The organism is Pseudomonas sp. WS 5532 (assembly GCF_012985445.1).
GTDB classification, from domain to species: Bacteria; Pseudomonadota; Gammaproteobacteria; order Pseudomonadales; family Pseudomonadaceae; genus Aquipseudomonas; species Aquipseudomonas edaphica.
On record NZ_JAAQWK010000001.1, the window covers coordinates 47,998 to 71,926 of the forward strand.

Here is a 23,929-nt window from a genome sequence, read left to right on the forward strand (position 1 = left end):
CTTATAATCATCGAAGTTTACTGCTAAGTCTAAGAAATATAAGTCATAGCATGGATAGTTTTGATTAGCCTGCGTGCAGTGTAAACTCCCTTCGTATACCACTAGCTCAGGCATAGAAACGTCACGAACCATTCTATAAGCTTCCGTCACTTTGAGGAGAAATTGCTTTAGGTCTCCGTTCCGATCAATCGTGCCTACGTGCCAGAGATCTCTTTGTCCGTTACTGTATTCATGGCCTTCACAACTGGTATAAGTAACAATACCGAGACTAACCGCAGTTAAAACAGCTTCAGCGACGACAGGCTCTAAGCTTGTGTCAAAGCCAGGATCCTTTGGAGTGAATGGCGTGGCATACTTACATGCGCTTTCGCCTAGCAGATTTAGATTTCCAAACTCACTCCTGAGAGGTTGAGAAATAGATAAGGCACTTTCTCTCGAGCTCCAGCGCCTTAAAAATAAATCTACTCCGTCGAATCTATTTATCGGTCTAATCGTTGATAAGCACAAAAAATTTCCTATCATTGGTTGAACCCCTCAAATAACTGAAATCGTGCATCACAATACTCTCGGCTTCGACCCGCTTTTAAAAAACGCTGGCGTGTCGCGATGCATCCGCCTCCACAAAGACTGAAGAGGGAGCAGGTTGAACATTGCTCCAGTAGGAGATTAACGTCTTTCCGATTTAGAAAATTTTCGAGAATGGTTTTCGTTTTTTGCATATCCGCTATTGTCAGAGGTAGCTTTTGACTTTCTCCTGAAGCCAATTCGTCACACGTTCCGACATGCCCGTCAGGATAAATGGTTATTACGTGCCCACATTTTTTAATACCATAGTCACAGTCGTTTACAATTAACCCCATCTGTTTTTTTAGAATAGACACACCTGGCTCAAGATTGAAGCTGCGGAACAGCCCTTTCTCTTTCCAATAACCATGCGCCGCGATAACAAAATCGGAAAAATCCTTTGGGTTTATTGACCAAGGCATCTGAGCTCCCTCACTCGAGGCTATCAGATTTTTCGTTATATTACGTCTTTTAGGACCTTCGCCTTGAGTAACGGAAACGTCAAAACATGGAACTAACTTCAATGCTTTGACATTAGAAAATGTTGAAACGTGCTGAACCAGTTGATCTGGATATTTTATATTTTTCGATGTTATAACTGATATGATTCCTATGGGGATATTTAGTTCGGTTGTATATCGTATAGATTGCTCTATCAGAGAAGTTGCGCTTTTACCCTCGTAGTCTATACGGAAAGTATCATCTAACCCATCGAAACTTATCCCAAGTTGGAGGCGCGGAAACCAACCAATTAACTTTGAGATCATTTCTTTATCTAGGAGTGTCGCATTTGTTTGAATTCTAACGCTATGAACCTTAGAGCCTAGCTGAATCAAAAGCTTGGAAAGTTTTTCGAACTCGGACTCAGGGTATAATAACGGCTCTCCTCCATGAAGCTCAATGGCGAGCTGTTTGTCTAAACCAGTGAGGAAATTAGATATCGAATCTACCCGTAGAACCCTAGAACCAGAGTATGGACGTCTCTTCTCATAGCAATATATACAATCTAAATTGCATGTCTCCCCTACCAGCTTTAGGATTACTGACAGGATATTCCCTTCCAATGCTGGCGCTATCATGCTTTACCTCACCTCGGCTACCAAAGGTGCGGGGGCATGCCACCGCACCAATTTATCATTCGGGCTGAGTGTCTGGAAGCTGAGCCATTGCCCAAGCATCTACCTCTACAGCCGAATGATGGCATGCCGCGTTATCTGTGTTGGCAAGAAGGCCATAAGCCTTTAAGTTCTCGAGAAAATCTGTGTAATCTAATAGTTTCGCGTTGGTATCATTATTCACGATATCAGCCTCGCATAGTGTGCCGGAGTGGCAATCTTATTGTGAGTGCAGTAGTTTGCGGAATAATTTAGATTTTATTACTAAAATATGAAGGTTGAGCGGTTAGCCGAGGTTGCATTATGTTGCGGGTTTTGTATTTGCAACAACATCTAAAACTATAATAAAATTAGGTTCAGATATTTATATAAGTCATCCTGACTGCAGGGTAGGATGAGGAGTGCCTCCACACCAATCCATGTTTATAGCAGATTCTGTTTTCTAGCGCACTCGATCCAGTTCTACTGCTAAAAACAGATGGCTATAATAATAAATTATTTCAGACCAGTTGTTTGAAAATGCTGCTATTCTGCAGCGAATACCATATCCGCCTCTAGATAGAACATTTAGCTCCGAAAATGGAATATATGTAGTTGGTGATCTCTCGAGAGTAAGATTCGTCAATATCCGCATAACACGGCCATTACCATCACTAAAAGGGTGTAGGGCAAGTAGGTAAGTAGCAATCACAGCGACCGCAGCTACGCTTTTTGTAGTCTTATATTGAAGAAAGGAGATAAGTTCATCAATACCGCTTCGTAGTAATTCTGCGGGAGGATAGATAACGCATACTCCATGCAAATCTTTACCAGTGCGAACGTTAGAGTTTCGAATTATGCTTTTAGAGTTTAGGACCGTGCTGCTAATATCTTCCAGAATGTCTATCAAGACTTGACTGTTATAATATAACTGCGCATATCTATATTTTTCATAAACGTACGCATAGATTCGTTTTTCATCCTCTATTCTTGATACGTGTGGCCAAGACTTCGCCCGCTTCAGGTGAAAGCTACTTAGTCTATGGTCAAACCTATATGCATCATAATGTTTCATGGCGTTCTTCGCTGAGTCCACATTGAGAGCTCTTTCGACAGACTCCTGGAGCATTAGCAACTCGTTGGCTGAACGCACCACTTTCATCTGGCTTATTTCTTCAAACTCTTTTATAGGAGTTTGGGGGCTTGGCATGTAGATTTCACGATTTTCAACAGTCACTTAATTTTCCTTTCTATAGTTAGTTGACCCGCCAAGATAAAGATCTAAATCGCGCTGAGTGTATACATGAGCCTTTTTGCTATTACCTATAATAAGTTCACATAGTTTTTTTTCGCAGATGTTTAGTTTATCCAATAAATCTGAATGTTGATGGGTGTCGCATTTTCCCATATCGATTATAGGTCCTGCCATTTTTGTTCTAAGTTCTAAGTTTTTAATCATTAGGGACGTCGTACCGATATGGTATGATCGCCTGATATGATGCTGTAATGGAAATGCGAATGTTGCGGGCACGTTTTCTAGAATCGTGCCATTGCTAATTAAAGTGTTAATTTTTAATATTTCATATCGACTTATAATGTATTCAATCTGAAGTTTTAATTGTGCAAAATATATTGCTTTGTCGATCTGTTCTACATATTGAGGCTGTCTATCATGCTTGTTCTGAGAGAAAATTTCCTCGACTAATAATTTGATCATTCTAGGGCTGGCTGCGCAAACCTCGCGCCGCCCGTTCAGTAACTTGTTATCGTATATGTAATTTACAACCTCACCGGCATCTGACCAATGTTCCCAGCCGGAATTAGGTGTATATAACGCGTGTAGAAATGCACTTAGCACGCCGTGGCTCAATTTTGAGACACTAGCCTCAGTGGTATTTATCTCTTTGCCAACTAAGTGTCGATAAAGAGGCAGCGTCCAGCCCACATAGCTCAAAAATGCCGACTTGATTACTGGATGAACTGGTGCTCCACATTTGGAGGAGGTTCTAATCTGGTCCGCCATGATGCCAATTAAGTTTCTTGCATTATTGTATATTGCAGATAGTTCTTTCAGCGCTCCTATATTCATGAGCTTTTCGCTGTTGTATCGGTAATCAGGATACCGGCATAGGGCATAATCTTCCGGTTTTATGAATGCAACACCAGATCTTCCCTCAAGCACGTTTCGACCTTTAACGTCGTTTCGCTCGAACGGATAGAAAATGTAGAGGGCGAGCCTTGATGAAAACCAACTAGCGGGTATGGCGCATGGTAATCTTTTCATACTTTTACCTTATAAGCATGAATGCCCTTAGGCATTCATGCCTTTCAAACTTAGGCTGATTTCGAACCGCCTCCGCCGCCATATCCGCCAGAAATATATGCGATTTCTTCTGGAGTAAGTTCAATCAACTCCATTTCAAACTCGTCTTCAATTTTTTCAGAGGTTGGTTGGTATTGTTGGCTCATGATCGGTATCTCCGTTGATTTTATCGGGATGCACATTGTGCGATTTCACTGTTAATAATCCTGGTTGAGTTAGTCAAGCAACACAATCAAATATTTTTACGTTGCCAGGTATTTATCGTTTTAATACTATGATTTATATGGGTTTATTGCTTTTTGAAATTTATGTTACGCCTTTTTTTTGACATAAAATTGAAATTCAAAATTAACATTTATCGTGGAGCATTGCCGCAATAGCACATTCTATGGTCCTAGCTGAAGTGTGCTTGAATTTGGAAATTATGGAAATGTTGAATACTGACGCTCCAGCGGTAGGTCATTCTGAAAGAAGCGAAGGCAAGAGTAATAACCGTAGTCGAAGTCTCTTTCGAACGAACGCTGCCCGTGCTGCCCGTGAGCGAACATTTTATGGAACTGTTAGTATAGCTACTCCAGTTCCTTATGTATTAGTAGCGATATTTTCTTTGTTACTCGTCATCAGCGGAGTTCTAGGCGTTTGTTATTTAAAATATGATCATAAGGTTATAGGTAATGGTGCTATAAGGGTCGCAAGTGGTGAGTATAATGCTTACTCGCCTATAGCCGGGAATGTTATAGAAGTTACATGCCAGCTTGGAGATCCAGTAAAGAAAGGTCAGGTGATAGCTAGAATAAAATCGAATAACTATATAAGCAGCACTCAGTCTTTAACTGAAACAGCATTGCGGCTTGTAGGCCAAAGGAAGGAGTACAATCGCTCTGCGTACGTAGCCGAATTGTCGCGACTTGAACAGCTGATAATTGTTCAGAAGCTGAATATTGATAAATGGACTTCTGTGCGTAACTCATTACTCAGCGATTCGCAAGAGTTGAAAGAACATGGTGTTTTACTCGCGAAGGTGCTTAAAGACTATTCGCTCTTGCATCGTGATCACACTATATCTATCAACGACTACTTAGCGAAGCTTACCCAAAATCTTTCTAATACGCTGCTAATTAATGAGACTCAGCGTCATTTGCATGAACAAGAAAACGAGATACACAAGGCTAAATCCCTTATAAGTGACTATGAGGAAAAAATAAAAATTGAACATGCTAATTTTCTTGAGCGACAAGCGCTACTAAAAAAAGAGCTCGCCATATTGTCCTCTGAAAATAGCATCGTTATTGTGAGTCAAGCGACGGGGTTTATATCCCAGTTAAATGTGCGGCAGGGTGATAGTGTTTCACCGAGCAGTAATATTGCAGTAGTTACTCCCGATGATTACAAGCTCGAGGGCTTGATAACTCTTTTTTCTAAAGACGTTGGACTGGTTGCTAAAGGTCAAACCGTTAATATAAAGGTTGATGCTTTTCCTTTTTTAAAATACGGCAGTCTATCTGGCGTAGTTTCGAATATAAGCTGGAAGCAGAATCACAGCGCGATCGAGGGTACGCAGCAAGATGAAAGTGCCTATAGTGTATCAGTGAATATCAATCCAAAGACGGATGAGGAATTTACAATTTATAAGAGGTTGCGTTCCGGCTTTACGTTCTCTGGAGAGATAGTACTTGATAATACCAGTCTGTTTTCATGGGTGTTTAAGGGAAACTAAATTTTAACATGGTGCCTAAATGAAGTACCTAAGACGCAACGTTGAATTTGTGAGACAGTCTGAGTCATCAGAGTGTGGTCTGGCTTGCATCAATATGATTGCTAAATATCACGGGTATCACATTACGTTATCTGAACTACGCAAAAATTTTCCTATAAGCTCTAGAGGAATGAATCTCAGTCGGTTAATTGAGATAAGTGATCTAATTAAAATGAGGGCTAGAGCGGTAAGACTTAGTCATAGTGAAATATCAAAGTTGAGCCTGCCATGCATTTTACACTGGGATTTCAATCACTTTGTTGTTCTTTCGGAGGTCCGTCGGGGCGGGGTGAAAATTCTGGATCCCGCTAGGGGTGAGTTACTAGTTTCGCATCGAGAACTCGATGATCGTTTCACTGGCGTCGCCGTAGAGTTTAGCCTTATCTCCGGGTTCGTTGCTCGTAAGGAAGAAAAAAAAGCTTCAGTGACGACATATTTCAAAGAGATTTTTGGGCTAAAAAAAGCAGCTGTTACGTTGGCTTCTATAGCTTTTGCATTGGAATTTATCACGCTTATTAATCCCTTATACGTACAAATTGTGTTGGACAGAATTATAGGTACTGGTGAAATCACGCTGTTGCTTCCATTGTCTATTGTGTTTTTTTTGATTTTGTTAATGCAGTTCGTTCTTGCTATATGTAGGTCTTGGTTAATTATAAATATGGGGTCCAAGATAAATGTTAGTTGGTTGGATGGTTTGTATAGTCATCTAATTCGGTTGCCATATAGTTGGTTTGAAGTCCATTCAAAAGCAGATGTGGTATCGCGCTTTAATTCAATTAGGAGCATCCAGTCTGGACTGGCGGCTACAATTCTAGCGTCTTTTTTTGATGGCCTTATCGGTTTGATAACTGTATTGATTCTGTTTCTATATAGCACGAGCCTTGCATTCTTGGTACTAGGTTTCTTTGTTGTGTATCTCGTTATAAAAATTGTATTTCTTCCAAAATTAAGAAGGGCCACTACGGAAGTCGTTTTGAATCAAACATGGCAGCAGCATGAACTGATAGAGTCGTTAGGCGCATTGCTTGCTATTAAAATAAATAACAAGCAGTTTTTTAGAGAGGCTAAGTTTAGGTGCGTTGTAGGCCATTCATCAAACGCAGAAATATCTATTCAGCGTTTGATAGCCTGTTCTACTGCGGCTAGTCAATGGACCATGGCAACTATGCGTATTTTTGCTATTGCAGGGGGGTCTTACTTGGTTTCCAGTCACAATATGAGTGCTGGCATGTTAATTTCTTTTTTGATTTATGCCGACTTGTTTGTTTCTCGTTCATTCAGTTTTATGGATAAGTTTTATGATATTAAGCTTCTTCAATTTCATTTTGATCGCATTCAGGAGGTTATGAGGACGGAAACAGAGAGACTTGATCATGAGACTAGCACATCGTTCTTCACGTTAGGTAGTTCTGATCTTGAATGCCGAGATCTATGGTTCAAGTATCCAGGAACTGAGGGGTGGATACTGAAAAATCTAAACTTTAAAGTTAGTGGGGGAGAAAGTGTTGTCATAGTTGGTCCATCAGGCTGTGGAAAAAGTACGCTGGCTAAATTGATTTTGGGCCTACTTTCTCCTAGTCAAGGAACTATATCTGTTGATGGTGTGTTGCCTAGCGCAATGGGTCTTGCTAACTTTCGTAACTTATTTGGAACGGTGATGCAAGAGGATCGTTTGTTGAGTGGTTCTATATTTGATAATATATCATTCTTCGATTCGCTTGCTAGTTTTGACTTGGTACAGTCCGCTGCTAAGTTGGCAGCGATCGATGGGGAAATCTTGCGCATGCCTATGGGTTATCACACAATAATAGGTGATATGGGCTCTTCATTGTCGGGTGGTCAGATTCAGCGCATATTGCTTGCAAGAGCGTTATACCGTGAGCCAAAAATACTTATCCTGGACGAGGCTACTAGTCATTTAAACGTTGAATTGGAGGAGGTAGTGAGTGCCAATATTAAAGGCTTGAATATAACTAGAGTTATTATTGCGCATCGGCCGGAAACTATTAATAGCGCGGATCGAGTAATTTCACTTGGTGATTAATATTTGGCGTGCATAATATTTGAATATATTCCTCCGTTTTATACATGTGCCACCGTTTTCTAGTTGTTACTTAACTTTTGATTTAAACAGTGTTCTTCCTAGGGCGTAGCTCCAACTGACGGGCTTCAGGGGGGCGCTTGGGGCCTTTATGGTAGATGAAAGCTGTGACGCGGTGGCATTGTTTCCATCCAAGTGCAGCCTATCAGCGTCTGGTTTTATCATACGAGCGCGCTGCGCCGTGAGGTAGCCGATAAGCGTGTTACGCCAATGCAATTACTCTTGGCTAAAATCTGCGATAGATGAGCGCCGCAAGGTTCTGATTTGCTCGTTGCGGCTTGAACTAGGTTTTCGGCGAGCTTATGCCCGTCGCTATCTTCGGCTGAGGGGGCTGGCTGTCAAAGCGGAATCAAGACTTTAGTTTGAAATTTAGTTAATCCAGTTGAGACAGAATTATCATAACCACTTTCACAAACCTGATTTTTCTGGAATTTCTTTGTAGTTCTTGTTCCGCATGCCGCAATCGGGGGGCGCAACCTGAATCGAACCAAGGCGCGGTATGCGCCTTATCGCACAGTCAGTACTTCAAGTGCTAGCTGCTGCTTTTCTATGACGCACCGTGCAGGCCAGGTTTCGTTCCTTGGTTTCCGGTTTGCGACCCCTGTACGTTGTGCCACCCACTCGTGTCGCAACGGTGGATGGCATTCCTTAATCAAACCAAGGAGATAAGGAAAATGGCATGTCTCCCTTTTAAGTCCGTGCGCCACCTTGGCCGTCTGCTTCGCACTGCAAACTATTTCGGAAAATTCCGCGATGTTTGATCTCTCGTTTCTCATTGGCCTCCCTAAATCCAACAGCATCGATACTTCATCGTTTACCAAGGTGCAGCGATTAGCCTGCGGCAGGCTGCCACTCTCCGGCTTAACGGATCCCAGAGTATTCTGCTTCATTTTCCGCAAGACATTGAGTTGGCAGTTGAGCTGTTGGATGACGCCGCCGTGTTGTACGACAAGGCATTCCGGAATCTAACTGGCATTCCGGCTCAAAGCGTTCATCAACAGATCCATGGGTATGTTTTTGTCCCGTCCGCTGAAGGGGCTCCCGCGATCCAAACACCGTGGGTTGATGAGTTCGCTCCGCTAACAAAGGAGGATGTTCGTTGCGCAGAGACTTGGCTTGGAGGCTCATCATTACTGTTATGGTGGGCGCTGTCTCAGAACCGAAAACGTCATCGTTTAGGTGATCCGCAAGAAGCATTTAAAGCAGGGTTTTTGCTGCGGTTGCAGCAGACGCTGATCATGCGGCGTGAGGCAGTGCCTTCCCAATCGACCAGCTTTGATGCCTGAGTCTGTATTGACGTTTGAGATTTGCTTTTCCCGCGAAACCCTCCGATCAAGCGATCTTTGATCGCGCCGATCGGAGGGTTCACTCGCTTTTCTTGAAGCCACCTCGTTCCACTTTCCCATTTTCAAATTTGATTAGCGTCACGCTTGCTTTCACACCTCAGTAATTCCCCGCGATTTCCATCGAGCGCAGCGCCATCCAGTGTGCGCAAATCTTTCGTTGGGCATGGATATAGGTGTGGCGACAGCGGCGACGCCGGCGACAGCCCACGTGGAACGTGGCTTGGAGCATGGCGACAAAATTGGCGACAGTCGCCACTTTCTGAGCACTTCGGCCGTGACGCTTGACCGCCTTTTCAAGGGGGTATAAAAATTGGCGCACGGATCGCTGTCGTTGACAGCACCCGCCCAGGTAGCCAGAACCTTTAAGGCTACGCCACTTGCCTGGTGGTTCTTCCCCAAGTGCGATTAGCGTCCGGCAGCTCGCACGGTCACTCCTCTAGAGTGATGGATGCCTACACGACTTATCTGCCCACTGCGGCAGACGATGGACCTTCCTCGCTGCACTGCAGCACCTCACCTCCCGGCACACTTCGCTGCGCCAATCCGCGCCCGTCTCTTTCTTCTGGAAAGAGACGGGCGCTCGTAGCACTGCTGCAAGCCTCGTCGTACAGGGCATTGCCGCAACTCTCCTCGTGACAATCGGCCTGACAAATCCGATTCGTCGCCATCCGCAACGACACAGGCACCGGTGCCGCAGCCAATGGAAAGGCTGCACCTGACTGACAGTCAGGCATGCCCCAGGTGTCGATGTTGTTGCCTTCTCCCACTCAGGATCTCCAGGTGCCGAACTCGTCAGTCGGCACAGCCTCCACCCGCCCGCATTTTCGGATGCGTCTAAGGAGGCCAGATTCATGGGTTTATGCCCTTGCTCCCGGTTGTAAGGAGCCGTTCGTTCCGCGTCAGTGAACACCTCACAGGCCGCAGGGGCCTTGATCCCTGATAACACTCAACAGCCGTGGCGGGACTACGTGAGGACACCAGCAATGAACGAGGAGAGGGCCCATGCAGCAGTTAGATCCGAAGCTTGAACTACCGCAACCACCTCGACCGCTGATTGAGTCGAATCCCGTGGCCCAGCCTTATCCGGTACTGGCACTGGGTGGGATTCTTGGGCCTGCGGTAGAGCGAATGGCCGAGGTCATCGGCGTGCCCCAGGCACTGGCCGCGCAATCAGTGTTGGCTGCCTCGGCGCTGGCCACTCAAGGTCATGCGGGCTTACAGCTCGACGGGAGAAATTATCCCCTGTCGCTGTACCTGATCACGGTGGCCGCGTCAGGTGATCGCAAGACCGCCGCAGACCGATGTGCATTGCTGCCGGCACGGCAATGGGAGCGTGAACAGTGGCAGCGCTATCGCGAACAACTTGCCCGGTACCGTGCCGCACAGCGACAGGCGCAGCGTATCAAGCCTGGCGATCCTGAGCCCGCAAACGGAATGTCGCTCGAAGCGGAGCCCTCAGCCCCTAGACTGATCACCACCGACCCGACTATCGAGGCCCTGATCAAGGGGCTCTGTCATGACCTGCCTAGCATGGGTCTGTTCTGTGATGAGGGTGGACAATTCCTCGGCAGCAGCACCATGAGTCGGGATAACCGTTTGAAAGCGGTCACAACCTTGTCGTCACTCTGGGATGGCAGCCCGATAGATCGCGCGCGTTCCATGGTTGGTGAAAGCTTGCGAGCCTATGACCGACGCTTGAGCCTGCACCTGATGCTGCAACCGTATTTGGCCATGCAGTTACTCAGTGATCCGTTGCTGCAGGGGCAAGGCATTCTAGGGCGCTGCTTGATGACCTGGCCCACCAGTCTAGCCGGGCGACGTAGCTACCAGGCTGTCGACTTGTCCAAAGACGCTGCCCTCAAGCGCTATCATCATCGCCTTTCGGCTCTGTTTTATCAGCCTTGGTCACTTTCCGCTGGCGGAGCCTTGCAACTGTCACCGCTGAGCCTCAGTCCGCTGGCGCGTCGTCGCTGGATTGATTTGCATGATGCTATCGAAGCTCAACTGGGTGAGTTTGGCGATCTGGCCAGCGTGCGCCCCAGCGGTTCGAAGGCCGCCGACAACCTTTTGCGCGTCGCCGGCATTTTGGCCGTTGTGGAGGAGAGCAGTGTCGTGGAGGCCGACCACATCCAACGGGCCTCCGCTTTAGTCGGCTACTACCTCACCGAGATCCAGCGCCTGACTGAGCAGGAGCCAGTGTGTCGAGTAAAAGAAGAGGCAGACCGGCTGCTGCGATGGCTACAGGTCAAAGATTGGAAGCGCTTCAGTATTCGAGATCTGAATCGCAACGGTCCCCGCTTTGCCCGCAAGAGCAGTCGTCATACCGCCAAGCTGTTGGTCGAATTGATTGATCATCAGTGGTTGATCTCCGACGGCCACACCTTCGAGGTGCGCCATGTTCAATCTTGATGAAGCGCTGCGCAACCATCTGGCTCAACGCCAAAAGGAGCCGAAAGTGCGATTTGTCGCCGGTACTGTCGCCACTTTGTCGCCACGCTCAAAGGCAGGCAAGGCAAGGGTTGTCGCCGGTGTCGCCGGTGTCGCCACCCTCCATAGAACCATCACCTCGACGACCTCCATTATCCAATGGTTGGAAGAGCAGGGCGCGCATCTTTACGTCACCGACAACACGCTGTGTTTTCGCCCGACTGATTGGGCTCAGTTCGCGATTGTAAGTGCGCACTGGCGAGCCCTTCTACATGAGCTCGCTGCAGTCGATCAGGAACAGAAAAATGGCTCGCGTCGGTAAGCGAGCGGGGCGCAATTTCGGCTTCGGTCGCCAGCTTAGTTATGCTGGACCGCAAGCACTGAAAGACCTGTTTGGCGACGGCCATTTTGCTTCCGTCAAAGCCCATAGTGATCGCTGGCAGGCATTCGTGAATTGGTGTCGATCCGAGGAAGGTCCGGGACTCAATGACGCGCGACAGATCGACCGTGACATCCTCATGCGGTACGCCACGTATGTGAGGGAGCAGGTTGATCAGGGCAACATCGGCATTGCCACCGCGCAGAACCGCCTGTCCAGTGTGAACCGAACGATGGCCGCGCTGCGCGGTGATCAGTACGTCAAAATCCCCAGTCCGAGCAAGGCGCTGGGCTTGCAGCGCTCAAGCGTGCGTAGTGAGGCCCCGAAAGGCCAAGACCGTGTGCAGGTCAGGCTGATTGCGCAAGCGCTGTCAGAGCGACAGCAACTGAGGGTGAGTGCCATCGTGCTCCTCGCTCGGGAGACCGGCATGCGCCTGCGTGAAGCGATCTTGGCGGACTTGCCCCGGCTGCAACGTGAGGCTCGGCAACTGGGCAAGATCAATATCCAGGACGGCACCAAAGGCGGTCGATCAGGAGCATCGGCACCGCGTTGGATTGCGGTCACGGATCAAGTTCGTGGCGCCCTCGACAGGGCCAGCGAGGCCTCACCCAAGGGCAGTCGGAATTTGTTAACACCTGATGAAAGCTACAAAGACTTCTTACAGACAATCGTACGACCGGCGCGGGACATCATGCATGAGCATGGATTGAAAGGCTTTCATGAATTGCGGGCGGCTTACGCCTGTGAGCGCTATGAACAACTGACCGGCTTCTCCGCGCCCATCAATGGCGGTCGTGGTCAACGAGAGGATCGAGCACTCGATCAGCGTGCACGTCAGCAGATCAGCCACGAGTTGGGGCATAACCGCATCGACGTGGTGAGTGCCTACATCGGAGGTCGGCGATGATGGCCGAGTTCGATATGACGTTGTTTCTGAGTCCTGTGCTCAAAGGTGCGCATGCCACGCGGCAGCGGCACATCAGGCAAGCGGAAATGATGCAAGAGGCGATTCGTGAGCGCTGGGGGTGCGCGACACCCTGGTCCTGGAGAGAGAAACACGTGAGATGGTTTCTGGAGCACTACCTGCGATGCTCAGCTCCAGCTACCGTCTACTATTACGAGTTAACAGCAGAATTAATTCGTAGACGGCGTGAAAGTATTAAAAGCTGACAGTCAGCTCAATTTGGTTAAGTGCTCACCAAGCTGTGGCATCCCACAACCTAAACGGTCGACGTCAAGCTAAGTCTATAGGGACGCTCTGCGGACGGTCTTCACTGGGCAAGAAGCTAAGAGGCTGTAGTTCTATTCGGCTCTGATATTTCCTGTTTCAAGCCCGTCAAGATGATCGGCGTACCACTGCATCATTGTTGTACGTTGCTCCAGATACTGCGCCTTGTTATAGATCCCGCGGACACCTGACGGCTTGTGACTGAGCTGGGCTTCAATGTGGTCCGCTGGAAAACCGTGCTCGTTGAGTACGGTGCTTGCAATATGACGGAAGCCATGTCCGGTCTGTCGTCCTTCGTAACCAAGGCGCCTTAGCGCCATCAGAAAAACGGTATCGCTGCGAGGCTTGGTTCGATCACTTCGACCAGGGAACAGCAATGGGTACGCTCCCGTGATTTTCCGTAGTTCAGTAAGAGCGCTTAGTGCCTGCTTGCAGAGTGGTACAAGGTGTTCACGCCCTTTTTTACGGCCTTTGCGTTCAACGGGGACGGTCCAAAGCCGTTTGTCAAAGTCGAACTCAGCCCAGTATGCCTCTCGAAGCTCGCTGGGGCGGACAGCCATGAGAGTAAGCAGTTGGAGGCCAAGCTGGACATCCCTGGCGTGTGGGTATGATCGTATTGCTCTGAGCAGTGCGGGAAGTTCTTCCAGGGAGACATGGGCGTAGTTCTCGGCCTTTCCCGATGACAGAAATTTATGAACCCCCTCTAAGGGGTTGTTCATCGCCCTGCCGGTTACGCGAGCCAGGTCGTAGATGTCTTTGCAGTAAGCTCTCACGCGACTCATCTGCTCGAGGATTCCCTGACGTTCGAGCCCTCTCAAAAGCTCCATCCATTCCATCGACATGATGGAGACATAAGGACGCTTTCCGACAAGAGGGAACACGTGGCGTTCCAAGGCTCCAAGGACTCTTTTTGCTGTGCCGACATCCCAGCCAGCCAAGCGAGACGTATGCCATTCACGAGCCAAGGCTTCAAAGGTTTCGTTTGTTGCTGCTATCTCCGCAGCTTTTCTAGCTTTCTTGGCGGCTATCGGATTTTTGCCTTCTGCTGCATCCGATCTCAATTCAGCAGCTTTTTGCCGAGCAAGGGCGCCGCTGACTTCTGGGTAACCGCCAAGCCCGAGCCACGACCATTTGCCGTCGGGCTTCTTATAGCGCAACTCCCACGATTTCTGCCCGTTAGGCTTGACTCTGAAATATAATCCCGAGCTGTCTAGCTCACGGTAGGCCCCCGCTTCAGGAGCGAGGTTGACTAGTGCGGTATCGGAGAGAGGACGGCGTTTAATATCGCTGCGCTTCATTTGTGTATGCCTCCGGTTCAATTTTTATTGAAGCATACATGGAGGCATACAGGATGTGAAGGATGTGGGTGGATCAGCTTGGATGTCCAGATACAAGAAAGCCCGCACGAGGCGGGCTTCTTGAGATGATTTATAGACATCCTTGGATCTCTATAAACCGGTACTTGGTGGCTACGCAGGGACTTGAACCCCGGACCCCAGCATTATGAATGCTATGCTCTAACCAACTGAGCTACGTAGCCAAGTGGCGCGCATTATTCGCGTAGAACGCATATGCGTCAAGCGTTTATTTTAAAAATTTATCTACGCTTTCAACTGTTTAAACAAAATCAGGCCAAACGGCGACGAGTGGTGTGGCGGATACGGGTATTTCAGCCACGAAGATCCCACATGGGTTTTGCGGTGTTCTGCTGATGGTATTCAACGCGTGATCGCACGGGTGTGGGCTGTAAACACTTTGACGATGATCCCCAAGGTGCCATTCGGCGCGGCTTGTGATCCTGTTCTGCGCACGGTAAAGCGTCATTCGGTTGGGCAGATATCCCTGCCGCCCAACGCTTGCCCCCCAGGGCTTGCTTACGGATGCTGCGGTGTGTGGGTGACGCGCTTCAGGTGTTCGCGCGCCCGTGACAGACGTGAGCGAACGGTACCGATGGGGATGTCCAGCACGTCGGCGGTGTCCTGGTAACTGCCATCGGTTTCTAGGGAGGCATATAACGTCTTGCGCATCTCAGCCGGCAAATGATCGATGGCGTTCAAGGTTTTTTCCAGCCGGCGGTTGACCTCGAATTCCCAATCCAGATTCTTGTTTTCTTCCTGGCCGTGCCACAGCGATTCATCGAACTCGCAATGCACCGGTTTGGCATACAGGCGCCGGAAATGGTTGCGGACCAGGTTCTGCGCAATGCCGCACATCCAGGTGCTGAGGGTAGCCTGGCCACTGAACCGCTCTCTGTTACGCCATGCCTCCAGGTAGGTCAGTTGCAGGATGTCGTCGGCGTCTTCGGGATTGAGTACGCGTTTATGAATAAAACGCCGGAGTTTTTTTTGCTGGTCGTCCGTCAGTTGGAGCATGAATTGAGGCGAGTCGCCAACGAGCTGCGCTAAAGCTTCAATAGGAATATTCACGATTTTTTCCTCAGGGTAGACGCTATCGAAATAATTTCGACGGGAACCCCTTTAGCACTGGCTGTGCCAAACAAAAAAATCTTATAACTTGCTGATTTATATATATAAATAAATTGAAATAGTGTGATTTTGCGCAGGTACTTGCAAAACGATTGGCGGCTTTGTGCAGGTATTTTCAAAGCGGGGAGTGTGGGTGGTTTTTATGGAACCGTATGGCACCGGGTTGCCACATAGAGACACAAACTCCCTGTCCTGGCATGCCCATGAAAGTCGAATTCAACCCCGATCTGCACAGAATCCAGCGCTTGGACCCATCCGTTTCAGAGAAGGTCGCCACGACCCCATCGCAGGATGCCGCGCCAGGTTTTGATGCGCTCGCGGGCATCTTCAGCCAGGAAGCTGCGGCCCATGGCACTGCGTTGACCCGACGTGCCATTGGGGGGCCTGTCACGCCGGTCGAGCAGCTCGCGCAGTTGTATGATCGACTGGGCCATCCCGCCCAGAAAAGCCTGGCAAAGATGGTCATCGTGGCCAGGCAGTATCTGGAGCGCCAGCTTAGTCTCGAAAAATTGGTGGACCTCACGGGTGGAGACCCTGCACGTACCTATGTCGTGCTTCGTCAGCTTACGGCGCAGGCCGAGGCGCAGGTGCGCCAGACACAATCCGCGTTGACGCGTGATGCGCAAGTCAAGAGCGAGGCAGCGCTGGCTCGGGCAGCGCTGGCGAGGCTGGAGATTCAGTACAAGAGGGAAATACAGGCGGGCCTTAATATTGCCCTGGCGTTGCAGTCAGGCAGTGACGATCCGGCGCAATGCCAGGCGATACGTACGCTCTACTACGCCAATGTGGTCGTGCGCCAATCCCTGGCCAGCATGATGCAGGCGCTTTTGAAAGAGTACGGTGGCGAGCAGTTTACGGTCGGGCTCAACCTCATGCGCCGGGCCCTGGCGGATGATATTGCGGCGTACGTCTCATCGATTCCCACCGCCAAATTGCGCACGCTTTTGTTGGGGTTACAGAGCTGCGGTCAATTGGGCGGGGTACTGTCCAATTGCCAGGACCTGGTTCAGCGTCTGAACGTTGAGCACGACGCCGTTGACCTGTTGCAGCGTCTGTTGGGTTATGCCGGCAATGGCATTGCCCCCTCCGAGGTTCAACTGCTGGCGGATGAATTGGCTGGGGATGCGGCGGCCCGCCAACTGGCCTCTCTCAATGCGCTCTATCCCGTGATCAAAGGTTTGCCTGCGGCCTTATGGCGCGACTCGCGGGGGCGCGAGGAGGCTTTGCATAACTTCCTGCTGGTGATGGATGAGTTCACGCGCCTGGAGAAGGGCCAGATTGAGCCGAGGGCGTTGATGTGACGGTGCTGGCGTTTATCAACCACTGGCTGCTCAAGGTTGCGCAACGTGCTGAAGTCCTTGGTGCTGTGGTGGTACTGGCCATCGTCTTTATTTTCATCGTGCCGCTGCCGACCTGGCTGGTGGACATCCTCATTGCGCTCAATATCTGTATTGCCTGCTTGTTGATTGTGCTGGCGTTGTACCTGCCCGGGCCTTTGGCGTTTTCGTCGTTCCCCTCGATTCTGCTGTTGACCACGATGTTTCGCCTGGCACTGTCTATCGCGACCACGCGTCTGATCCTGCTGGAGCAGGACGCCGGCGACATCGTCGAGGCGTTCGGCAACTTTGTGGTCGGTGGCAACCTGGCGGTAGGGTTGGTGATCTTCATGATCCTCACCCTGGTCAACTTCCTGGTCATCACCAAGGGTTCGGAGCGGGTTGCCGAAGTGGCCGCACGCTTCAGCCTGGACGCGATGCCCGGCAAGCAGATGTCCATCGACAGCGACTTGCGTGCGGGACTGATCGACGGCAATCAGGCGCGGGACAAGCGTGACCAGTTGTCCCGCGAGAGTCAGTTGTTCGGGGCCATGGACGGCGCCATGAAGTTCGTCAAGGGTGACGCTGTTGCAGGCCTTGTGATCGTGCTGATCAACCTGTTGGGCGGTTTTTCCACGGGTATGTTCCAGCATGGCATGAGCGCCAGCGAATCCATTGCGTTGTATTCGGTGCTGACCATCGGTGATGGTTTGATTGCGCAAATCCCTGCGCTGCTGATCTCGCTGACGGCGGGCATGATCATCACCCGCGCCGCACCGGATGGGCGCCGGGGCGTGACTAACATGGGCGCAGAAATTGCCCGTCAGATGACCAGCGAACCCAAGAGCTGGATGATTGCGTCAGTGGGCATGCTCGCGTTTGCGGCGTTGCCCGGCATGCCGACCCTGGTATTTATTCTTATCTCACTGATGACCGGCTCCCTGGGCTATTACCTTGCGCGCCAACGTCAACGGCAAGAGGCGCCCGAGGCCGAGGCCACGCAGGCCGTGCGCCCGGAAGAAAACGGTGACGAGGACTTGCGCGGGTTTGACCCGTCGCGCCCCTATCTCTTGCAATTTTCTCCCGTCTTGCGCGGAACGCCTGAGGTGATCGAGCTGGTTCATGGCCTTCGTCAGACGCGTAATGCACTCGTTGCGAATATCGGGCTCACGCTGCCGCCGTTTGAAGTCGAACTCAACGACTCGTTGGCGGACGACGAAATGCGCTTCTGCGTACACGAGGTGCCGATGATCAAGGCCTCGGTTGTCACCAATGTGGCCGTAGAGCGTAAAGCCTTGGCACAGGTGCCTGAGCACGCAATACCAGGCCTGGCTGAACGCGATGAGCAAGATTGGGTGTGGTTGGCGCAGGATGATCCTTTGCTCGATGACCCCCTGCTGGAGCGCTTCAGCGCGACGAGCTTGATCGTCGAACGCATGAAGCAAGCGATGATGCTGTCCGGCCCCCAGTTTCTGGGAATCCAGGAGAGTAAGTCGATCCTCAGTTGGCTTGAACATAACCAGCCGGAATTGGTACAGGAGCTGCAGCGAATCATGCCGCTGTCGCGTTTCTCGGCAGTCCTGCAACGCCTGGCAGGCGAAGGCGTACCGCTGCGTGCTGTGAGGCTGATCGTCGAGTCGCTGATTGAATACGGCCAGCATGAGCGAGAGCCGGACGCGTTGGCGGACTACGCGCGCATTGCGCTTAAAGCGCAGATTTTTCACCAATACAGTGAGGCCGACGGCCTGCATGCCTGGTTGCTGTCTCCACAGACCGAAAACGTGCTGCGCGAATCGCTGCGCCAGACCCAGACCGGGGTGTTTTTCGCCCTTGATAATGACAGCAGTGCTTCACTGATCAACCTGCTCAACCAAGCCTTCGTGGCCCGGCCAAAAAGCAAAAGCGTGATGTTGGTTGCACAGGATTTACGCAGCCCTTTGCGCACTCTTTTGCTTGAAGAATTCAACCATGTACCTGTGATGTCTTTTGCCGAATTGGGGAGCACCTCAAAGGTAAAAGTTTTGGGGCGTTTTGACCTCGGTCAGACTGACCTGATGCGTGGTACTGCGGCATGAGAAGTGCGCCAGTTTCTGCACAGGAGAGCGCTCAATGATGTTTGAGCTGCGTGTTCTCGATGGCCTGCACCAAGGGGCTGCGCTGCCGCTGTTTGGTGAACAGTGGAGCATCGGTGCTCATGCAGAGGCTGACTTGGTGCTCAGCGATCCGGGGATCGCCGAGCAGCATGCGTTGTTGCGGCTGGTCGGATCCAGTTGGTCGGTGCAGGCCCAGGCAGGGCTGTTGCAGGATGCGAAAGAGCAGGTAGTGGCACAGATCACGAATCTGGCGCTGGGCGAACAGTTTGGCGTGGGCGCCATACGGTTGTATGTCGCCGTGGCGGATCAGCCCTGGCCCGAAGCACCCGCCCCGGCCACACCGGCCAAGGTTTCGGCCAAGGTGACGGCCAGGAAAACGTCCCCGCCGTTGACGTTGTCGTCGTTGGGACACTCGCAGCAAAAGCGCCTGATCAGTGTGGTGCTGGTGGTTGCCGTCATCCTCATGGTGGTGGGTATTGCCTCCACGGGTGAGCGTGATCCCCAGGCCTCGTTGATGCCGGCAGTGCCCCACAGAGTCGAGCTGGCCTCGCCATTCGAGGTGCGCCAACAGTTGCTGAATATGCTCAGTGAGCGTGATTTGAGCCAGCGGGTCAGTTTGCAGGTCATCAATGGCCAGGTTGCACTCAACGGCGATGTTTCCGAGGAGGATCTGGCGTTGGTGACGCGCATGCTCGACCGCTTTGGTGAGCAGTTCGACAGCGTTGTACCGGTGATCAGCCGGGTGCGTGCGCGTAACAATGAGTTGCCGTTCAAGATCGTTCAGATTATCGGAGGGGCGAACGGTCACGTTGTGCTGGAGGACGGAACCCGACTGTTTGTGGGGGACCAAGTGGACGACTTGCGCCTGGTGATGATTGACAACAGCAAGGTGGTTTTCGAAGGCGCGCAGCGTTATGAGGTGCGCTGGTGATTAAGGATTTGCAGGCGCGTCTCGACACTTGGCAGCGGCACCAGACCCAGACGTTGGCAGGTTTTGCTCCGGTGACAATGCGCGGGCGCGTGCAGCGTGTGAACGGCATGTTACTGCAATGTCGGCTGCCTCAGGCACGTATAGGCGACTTGTGCCAGGTGGAAAAACAAGGCGATTACATGCTCGCCGAAATTATTGGTTTCGACCAGCAGGATGCCGTGCTCAGTGCGCTGGGTAACCTGGAAGGTGTGCGTGTGGGGGCCAGCGTAGAGCGCCTGGGCATATCCCATCAGGTACAGGTCAGCGAGAAGCTGCTGGGCCAGGTACTGGATGGATTTGGGCGGCCAATTACCGGCGAAGGCGCCAGCGCTTTTGCACTGGTCGACTCACCGGATACCAGCGCTGTGTTGTGCGAAGCGCCTTTGCCCACCGATAGGCCGCGAATCAACCGCGCGCTGGCCACCGGCGTGCGTTCGATCGATGGGCTGTTGACGCTGGGGGAGGGGCAGCGTGTCGGCCTGTTTGCCGGGGCCGGCTGCGGCAAGACCACATTGCTGGCGGAGATAGCCCGCAACGTTGAGTGTGACGTGATTGTGTTCGGCCTGATCGGCGAGCGAGGCCGAGAGCTGCGCGAGTTTCTTGATCATGAACTCGATGATCAACTGCGCGCCAAAGCGGTGTTGGTGTGTGCCACCTCTGATCGTTCGAGCATGGAGCGGGCACGCGCAGCCTTCACGGCGACAGCCTTGGCCGAAGGCTTCCGAAGCAAGGGCAAGCGCGTGCTGCTTTTGATCGATTCCCTCACACGGTTCGCCAGGGCCCAGCGAGAAATTGGCCTCGCCGCCGGCGAGCCTCTGGGCCGTGGTGGCCTGCCACCTTCGGTATACAGCCTGCTGCCGCGGTTGGTCGAGCGTGCCGGGTTGACGCGCGAAGGCGTGATCACGGCGATCTACACGGTGCTGATCGAGCAGGACTCCATGAGCGACCCGGTGGCCGATGAAGTTCGCTCGCTGCTCGACGGCCATATCGTGCTGTCTCGCAAGCTGGCCGAGCGTGGGCACTATCCGGCGGTGGACGTATTGGCCAGCCTTTCGAGGATCTTGAGCAACGTCGCCGAGCCTGGGGATATCCAGGCCGGCACGGCGTTACGTCGGCTGTTATCGGCGTACCAGCAGATCGAGCTGATGCTCAAGCTGGGCGAGTACCAGCCGGGTAGCGATGTATTGACCGACTTGGCGGTAGACAGTCGCAGCGCAGTGGACAGTTTTCTGCGCCAGGACTTGCGTGAACCCTCGCCAATGGCGGAAACACTGGAGCAACTCAAGGAGCTGACGGCCTATGTCCCATTCTGACGTGTCGATGGCTGAAATCGAGACCCTGCGGCGCCTGCGCCGTCATCGGGCCGACCGCGCTGAGCGTGCATTGCGTGAGGCCAAGCGAGCACGGCAAACCCTGCAGGCACATATCCAGGATGCCCAGCAAACCCTTGAGCAAACCCGCCAGGAGGAGGCTCGGCAAAGTGCGCAGTTGCTCAGCCAGCATCAGGGCCAGGTGCTGACGCTCAAAGCGCTGAAGACCTGGGGGTTACAAGAACGCTCATTGTCTGCAAGCACCCTGCGGGACGAAGGCCAGGTGCAAGCACTGCGAGCGCAGCACACGGAAAAGGAAATTGAGGTTGGCAGTGCCCAGAAGTACGCCACGGAGTGTTTGCGCCAGGTGGAAAAACTTCAGGAACTGTCCAAATTGCTCGCTCAGGAATCGATATGAAACAGGTTTCAAATGCCGCTCCTGAGCAGCGACGCATGCGCGAACTCCGGGAGGAGCGCGAACCCTCCGTGGCGGCCTACGTTCCCTTGGAGCAAGGGCGACTGTTTGCTTATCTGCTTGCAGGCGGTGCTGCAGAGAAACGTTTCGGACATTCGCGCATGGACATCAAGGCCTCAGTCGAGGCGGCCAGGGCCGATATGTTGGTCGAACAATTGGTGGCGCCTATACAGGCCGGTGGGCAGTGGCCGCTGCAGTTTGTGCTGTGCATGCCGCGCCTGGGGCGGGTTAACGCACTTGTACACCGTGAGCAGAACACCTGGGCCATTGAGCTGGACGCAGAGGAAGAGGCAACCAAACGTTGGCTGCGTGGCGTGCGGCAGCAATGCCAGGAACGATGCACGCAAGCCTTGGGGCAGCCGGTCAAGTTCTACCTGCCAGGTACCCGTTCATGATGAAGGTGCCCTTTTTGACATTGCCTGTGGTCAAGCACAGCACGGTCGCTGCGCGCCGCAGGCTGGGGCGTGGGCTGCGCTTGCCGTTTAAGGTTGCCGGGCAAGAGGGTGAACTGCTCATTGAACCCGGGCGTGCCCCTGTTGGCGGCGAGGCGTTGTGCTTCGAAACCGCCCTCGGTGTATTGGCGCTCGCTGAAGCGGGGCCGCTGTTGAGCCTGCTGGGCGAATGCCCTGTGCCATTGGCCAAGGCAGGAAACGATCCACATTCTTGGTTCTGGCCGCTGTTTGAGCAGCACCTCAGTCCCCAAGTCAAAGCGCTGTTTGGCTATATGCGATTGCTGGTGACTGCGCGTCCCGCAGGTTTCGGCTGCAGGTTGAGCGTGACGTTGGGGGCCTCTCGGGTCGTAGGTTATGTGTGGCTGGCTCACCAGAGCTTTCTAGCGTTGTGCGATGCCGCACCTTGGCGCTCTATCGCCGCGCCGATGCCGGCGTCGTTCAAGCTGGCCATTACCGTGCCCCTTGGGCGCGCGCAGTTACCGCTGGCACAAGTGCGCAACCTGCGGGCTGGCGATGTGTTGGTGCTTGAGCAGGCTTTTTTTCAACCCCAGGGCAATGGCTACGTGCAGGTTGGCAGGCAGCGCCTTCATGGCTGCATTGACGACGACACCGGGCCGCTGTGCCTGACCCTGACTTCTATAGAGGACACGAGTGTGGACGAGGACTTTTCAGCAGCCTATTACGCTGAGCCGGAAGACGAACCAGTGATGGAAGTGTTCGGGCATGAACCGTTCGATGAGCTGAGCATGTCGCTGAGCGTGCGTTGCGGTGTGCTGAACCTGACCCTGGGCGAACTGCGCAACCTGGTTGAGGGTTCAGTATTGGGTATTACCGGTTATGCGCCGGGAATGGCCGGCCTGTACTACGGTGATCGGCCGATCGGCCAGGGGCAGTTGGTGGAAGTGGATGGGCGCTTGGGCCTGCAAGTGACGCGAGTGGTTTTTTCTCGATGAGTATTCAGGGCATAGATCCCTTCGTACTTGCGCTGTTCCTGGGGGCATTGTCGCTGATGCCCATGCTGCTGATCGTGTGTACGGCGTTCTTGAAGATTGTCATTGTGCTGATGATCACCCGCAACGCTATCGGCGTGCAGCAAGTGCCTCCCAGCATGGCTATCAATGGCATCGCGCTGGCGGCGACGCTGTTTATCATGGCGCCTGTGGGTTACGAGATCGCCGAGAGCGTCAAGGTTTCGCCGCTGGATTTGAGCAGTGTGCAGATGGCTCTGCACACCGGCGGTGAGGCAATCAAACCCTTGCGTGCATTCATGCTGCGCAATATTGACCCGGATGTGTTGACGCACTTGCTGGAAAACACCGGGCGCCTGTGGCCGGCAGCCATGGCGCAGGAAGTCCAGCGAGAAGACTTGATTCTGTTGGTGCCTGCCTTTGTGCTGTCGCAATTGCAGGCGGGGTTCGAGATCGGCTTCCTCATCTACATTCCGTTCATTGTGATCGACCTGATTGTCTCCAATTTGCTACTGGCATTGGGCATGCAAATGGTCTCGCCGATGACCATTTCCTTGCCGCTCAAACTGTTGTTGTTCGTGATGGTTTCCGGGTGGTCACGGCTGCTCGACAGCCTCTTCTTTTCTTATCTCTGAGTG

At 52.0% G+C, this 23,929-nt stretch carries 22 protein-coding genes and 1 tRNA gene; 15 read left to right on the top strand and 8 right to left on the bottom strand.

Going from position 1 to position 23,929, the window contains the following annotated elements; all coding sequences use genetic code 11:
• Window positions 1-518 precede the first annotated feature (518 nt).
• The 5 genes from HBO23_RS00210 to HBO23_RS33745 form a co-directional block, all read right to left on the bottom strand.
• Window positions 519-1,643 (bottom strand): radical SAM protein, encoded by a 1,125-nt coding sequence (locus HBO23_RS00210; RefSeq protein ID WP_170036153.1) that lies wholly within the window; start codon window positions 1,641-1,643, stop codon window positions 519-521.
• Between the two features lie 55 nt (window positions 1,644-1,698).
• A complete protein-coding gene (locus HBO23_RS00215; protein WP_170036155.1) occupies window positions 1,699-1,863 on the bottom strand; it encodes a hypothetical protein in 165 nt (54 codons plus the stop codon).
• Window positions 1,864-2,121: 258 nt separating this feature from the next.
• The gene (locus HBO23_RS00220) at window positions 2,122-2,895 is read right to left on the bottom strand and encodes a Fic family protein (protein WP_170036157.1); all 774 of its coding nucleotides are present in this window, start codon (window positions 2,893-2,895) and stop codon (window positions 2,122-2,124) included.
• Entirely contained in the window at window positions 2,896-3,942 is a 1,047-nt protein-coding gene (locus tag HBO23_RS00225; protein ID WP_170036159.1) for a hypothetical protein, read from the bottom strand. It abuts the gene before it with no gap.
• 50 nt (window positions 3,943-3,992) lie between these two features.
• Complete coding sequence (locus HBO23_RS33745; RefSeq protein WP_262378146.1) at window positions 3,993-4,127, bottom strand: hypothetical protein; 135 nt, start codon at window positions 4,125-4,127, stop codon at window positions 3,993-3,995.
• Between the two features lie 284 nt (window positions 4,128-4,411).
• Here HBO23_RS33745 and HBO23_RS00230 point away from each other — a divergent pair, with 284 nt between their 5' ends.
• The 7 genes from HBO23_RS00230 to HBO23_RS33750 all read left to right on the top strand — a co-directional run bounded on the left by HBO23_RS00230 (window position 4,412) and on the right by HBO23_RS33750 (window position 13,163).
• Window positions 4,412-5,698: an HlyD family efflux transporter periplasmic adaptor subunit gene (locus HBO23_RS00230; protein WP_170036161.1), complete on the top strand. Its 1,287-nt coding sequence runs from the start codon at window positions 4,412-4,414 to the stop codon at window positions 5,696-5,698.
• 19 nt (window positions 5,699-5,717) lie between these two features.
• Window positions 5,718-7,784, top strand: coding sequence for a peptidase domain-containing ABC transporter (locus tag HBO23_RS00235; protein WP_170036163.1), 2,067 nt, complete (start codon window positions 5,718-5,720; stop codon window positions 7,782-7,784).
• 965 nt (window positions 7,785-8,749) lie between these two features.
• The gene (locus HBO23_RS00240; protein WP_225933025.1) at window positions 8,750-9,127 is read left to right on the top strand and encodes a LasR-specific antiactivator QslA; all 378 of its coding nucleotides are present in this window, start codon (window positions 8,750-8,752) and stop codon (window positions 9,125-9,127) included.
• 1,062 nt (window positions 9,128-10,189) lie between these two features.
• Entirely contained in the window at window positions 10,190-11,596 is a 1,407-nt protein-coding gene (locus tag HBO23_RS00245; protein WP_170036165.1) for a YfjI family protein, read from the top strand.
• On the top strand, window positions 11,583-11,936 hold the full coding sequence (locus HBO23_RS00250) for a hypothetical protein (protein ID WP_170036167.1): 354 nt from the start codon (window positions 11,583-11,585) through the stop codon (window positions 11,934-11,936). Before HBO23_RS00245 ends, HBO23_RS00250 begins: the two co-directional genes overlap by 14 nt.
• Window positions 11,920-12,900: an integrase domain-containing protein gene (locus HBO23_RS00255; RefSeq protein ID WP_170036169.1), complete on the top strand. Its 981-nt coding sequence runs from the start codon at window positions 11,920-11,922 to the stop codon at window positions 12,898-12,900. Before HBO23_RS00250 ends, HBO23_RS00255 begins: the two co-directional genes overlap by 17 nt.
• Entirely contained in the window at window positions 12,897-13,163 is a 267-nt protein-coding gene (locus tag HBO23_RS33750; protein WP_225933026.1) for a hypothetical protein, read from the top strand. Before HBO23_RS00255 ends, HBO23_RS33750 begins: the two co-directional genes overlap by 4 nt.
• 132 nt (window positions 13,164-13,295) lie before the next feature.
• Here the strand turns inward: HBO23_RS33750 and HBO23_RS00260 are convergent, their stop codons facing one another.
• The 3 genes from HBO23_RS00260 to HBO23_RS00270 all read right to left on the bottom strand — a co-directional run bounded on the left by HBO23_RS00260 (window position 13,296) and on the right by HBO23_RS00270 (window position 15,647).
• On the bottom strand, window positions 13,296-14,519 hold the full coding sequence (locus HBO23_RS00260; protein ID WP_170036171.1) for a tyrosine-type recombinase/integrase: 1,224 nt from the start codon (window positions 14,517-14,519) through the stop codon (window positions 13,296-13,298).
• Between the two features lie 165 nt (window positions 14,520-14,684).
• Window positions 14,685-14,761, bottom strand: a tRNA-Met gene (locus HBO23_RS00265).
• Between the two features lie 334 nt (window positions 14,762-15,095).
• Window positions 15,096-15,647, bottom strand: a complete 552-nt coding sequence (locus tag HBO23_RS00270; protein ID WP_017137665.1) for an RNA polymerase sigma factor — start codon at window positions 15,645-15,647, stop codon at window positions 15,096-15,098.
• Window positions 15,648-15,910: 263 nt separating this feature from the next.
• Between HBO23_RS00270 and HBO23_RS00275 the strand changes: the two genes are divergently transcribed.
• The 8 genes from HBO23_RS00275 to sctR are packed head-to-tail and all read left to right on the top strand — an operon-like array spanning window position 15,911 to window position 23,926.
• Window positions 15,911-17,008: a TyeA family type III secretion system gatekeeper subunit gene (locus tag HBO23_RS00275; protein WP_026013748.1), complete on the top strand. Its 1,098-nt coding sequence runs from the start codon at window positions 15,911-15,913 to the stop codon at window positions 17,006-17,008.
• Window positions 17,005-19,098: a type III secretion system export apparatus subunit SctV gene (sctV, locus tag HBO23_RS00280; protein ID WP_099549211.1), complete on the top strand. Its 2,094-nt coding sequence runs from the start codon at window positions 17,005-17,007 to the stop codon at window positions 19,096-19,098. Before HBO23_RS00275 ends, sctV begins: the two co-directional genes overlap by 4 nt.
• 37 nt (window positions 19,099-19,135) lie before the next feature.
• Window positions 19,136-20,047, top strand: coding sequence for an FHA domain-containing protein (locus HBO23_RS00285; RefSeq protein ID WP_026013747.1), 912 nt, complete (start codon window positions 19,136-19,138; stop codon window positions 20,045-20,047).
• The gene (locus HBO23_RS00290; RefSeq protein WP_017137661.1) at window positions 20,044-21,399 is read left to right on the top strand and encodes a FliI/YscN family ATPase; all 1,356 of its coding nucleotides are present in this window, start codon (window positions 20,044-20,046) and stop codon (window positions 21,397-21,399) included. The genes HBO23_RS00285 and HBO23_RS00290 overlap by 4 nt, the downstream gene beginning before the upstream one ends.
• Window positions 21,386-21,814: a YscO family type III secretion system apparatus protein gene (locus HBO23_RS00295; RefSeq protein WP_170036173.1), complete on the top strand. Its 429-nt coding sequence runs from the start codon at window positions 21,386-21,388 to the stop codon at window positions 21,812-21,814. The genes HBO23_RS00290 and HBO23_RS00295 overlap by 14 nt, the downstream gene beginning before the upstream one ends.
• Window positions 21,811-22,266, top strand: coding sequence for a type III secretion system HrpP C-terminal domain-containing protein (locus tag HBO23_RS00300; protein WP_170036175.1), 456 nt, complete (start codon window positions 21,811-21,813; stop codon window positions 22,264-22,266). Before HBO23_RS00295 ends, HBO23_RS00300 begins: the two co-directional genes overlap by 4 nt.
• Window positions 22,266-23,276, top strand: coding sequence for a FliM/FliN family flagellar motor switch protein (locus HBO23_RS00305; protein WP_026013746.1), 1,011 nt, complete (start codon window positions 22,266-22,268; stop codon window positions 23,274-23,276). Before HBO23_RS00300 ends, HBO23_RS00305 begins: the two co-directional genes overlap by 1 nt.
• Window positions 23,273-23,926, top strand: coding sequence for a type III secretion system export apparatus subunit SctR (sctR, locus tag HBO23_RS00310; RefSeq protein WP_017137657.1), 654 nt, complete (start codon window positions 23,273-23,275; stop codon window positions 23,924-23,926). Before HBO23_RS00305 ends, sctR begins: the two co-directional genes overlap by 4 nt.
• The last annotated feature ends 3 nt before the right edge of the window (window positions 23,927-23,929 follow it).

Coding starts and splice junctions, on each gene's coding strand:
- HBO23_RS00210 (WP_170036153.1), bottom strand. CDS start 1,643: ATGATAGCGCCAGCATTGGAAGGGAATATCCTGTCAGTAATCCTAAAG.
- HBO23_RS00225 (WP_170036159.1), bottom strand. CDS start 3,942: ATGAAAAGATTACCATGCGCCATACCCGCTAGTTGGTTTTCATCAAGG.
- HBO23_RS33745 (WP_262378146.1), bottom strand. CDS start 4,127: ATGAGCCAACAATACCAACCAACCTCTGAAAAAATTGAAGACGAGTTT.
- HBO23_RS00230 (WP_170036161.1), top strand. CDS start 4,412: ATGTTGAATACTGACGCTCCAGCGGTAGGTCATTCTGAAAGAAGCGAA.
- HBO23_RS00235 (WP_170036163.1), top strand. CDS start 5,718: ATGAAGTACCTAAGACGCAACGTTGAATTTGTGAGACAGTCTGAGTCA.
- HBO23_RS00245 (WP_170036165.1), top strand. CDS start 10,190: ATGCAGCAGTTAGATCCGAAGCTTGAACTACCGCAACCACCTCGACCG.
- HBO23_RS00250 (WP_170036167.1), top strand. CDS start 11,583: ATGTTCAATCTTGATGAAGCGCTGCGCAACCATCTGGCTCAACGCCAA.
- HBO23_RS00255 (WP_170036169.1), top strand. CDS start 11,920: ATGGCTCGCGTCGGTAAGCGAGCGGGGCGCAATTTCGGCTTCGGTCGC.
- HBO23_RS33750 (WP_225933026.1), top strand. CDS start 12,897: ATGATGGCCGAGTTCGATATGACGTTGTTTCTGAGTCCTGTGCTCAAA.
- HBO23_RS00260 (WP_170036171.1), bottom strand. CDS start 14,519: ATGAAGCGCAGCGATATTAAACGCCGTCCTCTCTCCGATACCGCACTA.
- HBO23_RS00275 (WP_026013748.1), top strand. CDS start 15,911: ATGAAAGTCGAATTCAACCCCGATCTGCACAGAATCCAGCGCTTGGAC.
- HBO23_RS00285 (WP_026013747.1), top strand. CDS start 19,136: ATGTTTGAGCTGCGTGTTCTCGATGGCCTGCACCAAGGGGCTGCGCTG.
- HBO23_RS00295 (WP_170036173.1), top strand. CDS start 21,386: ATGTCCCATTCTGACGTGTCGATGGCTGAAATCGAGACCCTGCGGCGC.
- HBO23_RS00300 (WP_170036175.1), top strand. CDS start 21,811: ATGAAACAGGTTTCAAATGCCGCTCCTGAGCAGCGACGCATGCGCGAA.
- HBO23_RS00305 (WP_026013746.1), top strand. CDS start 22,266: ATGAAGGTGCCCTTTTTGACATTGCCTGTGGTCAAGCACAGCACGGTC.
- sctR (WP_017137657.1), top strand. CDS start 23,273: ATGAGTATTCAGGGCATAGATCCCTTCGTACTTGCGCTGTTCCTGGGG.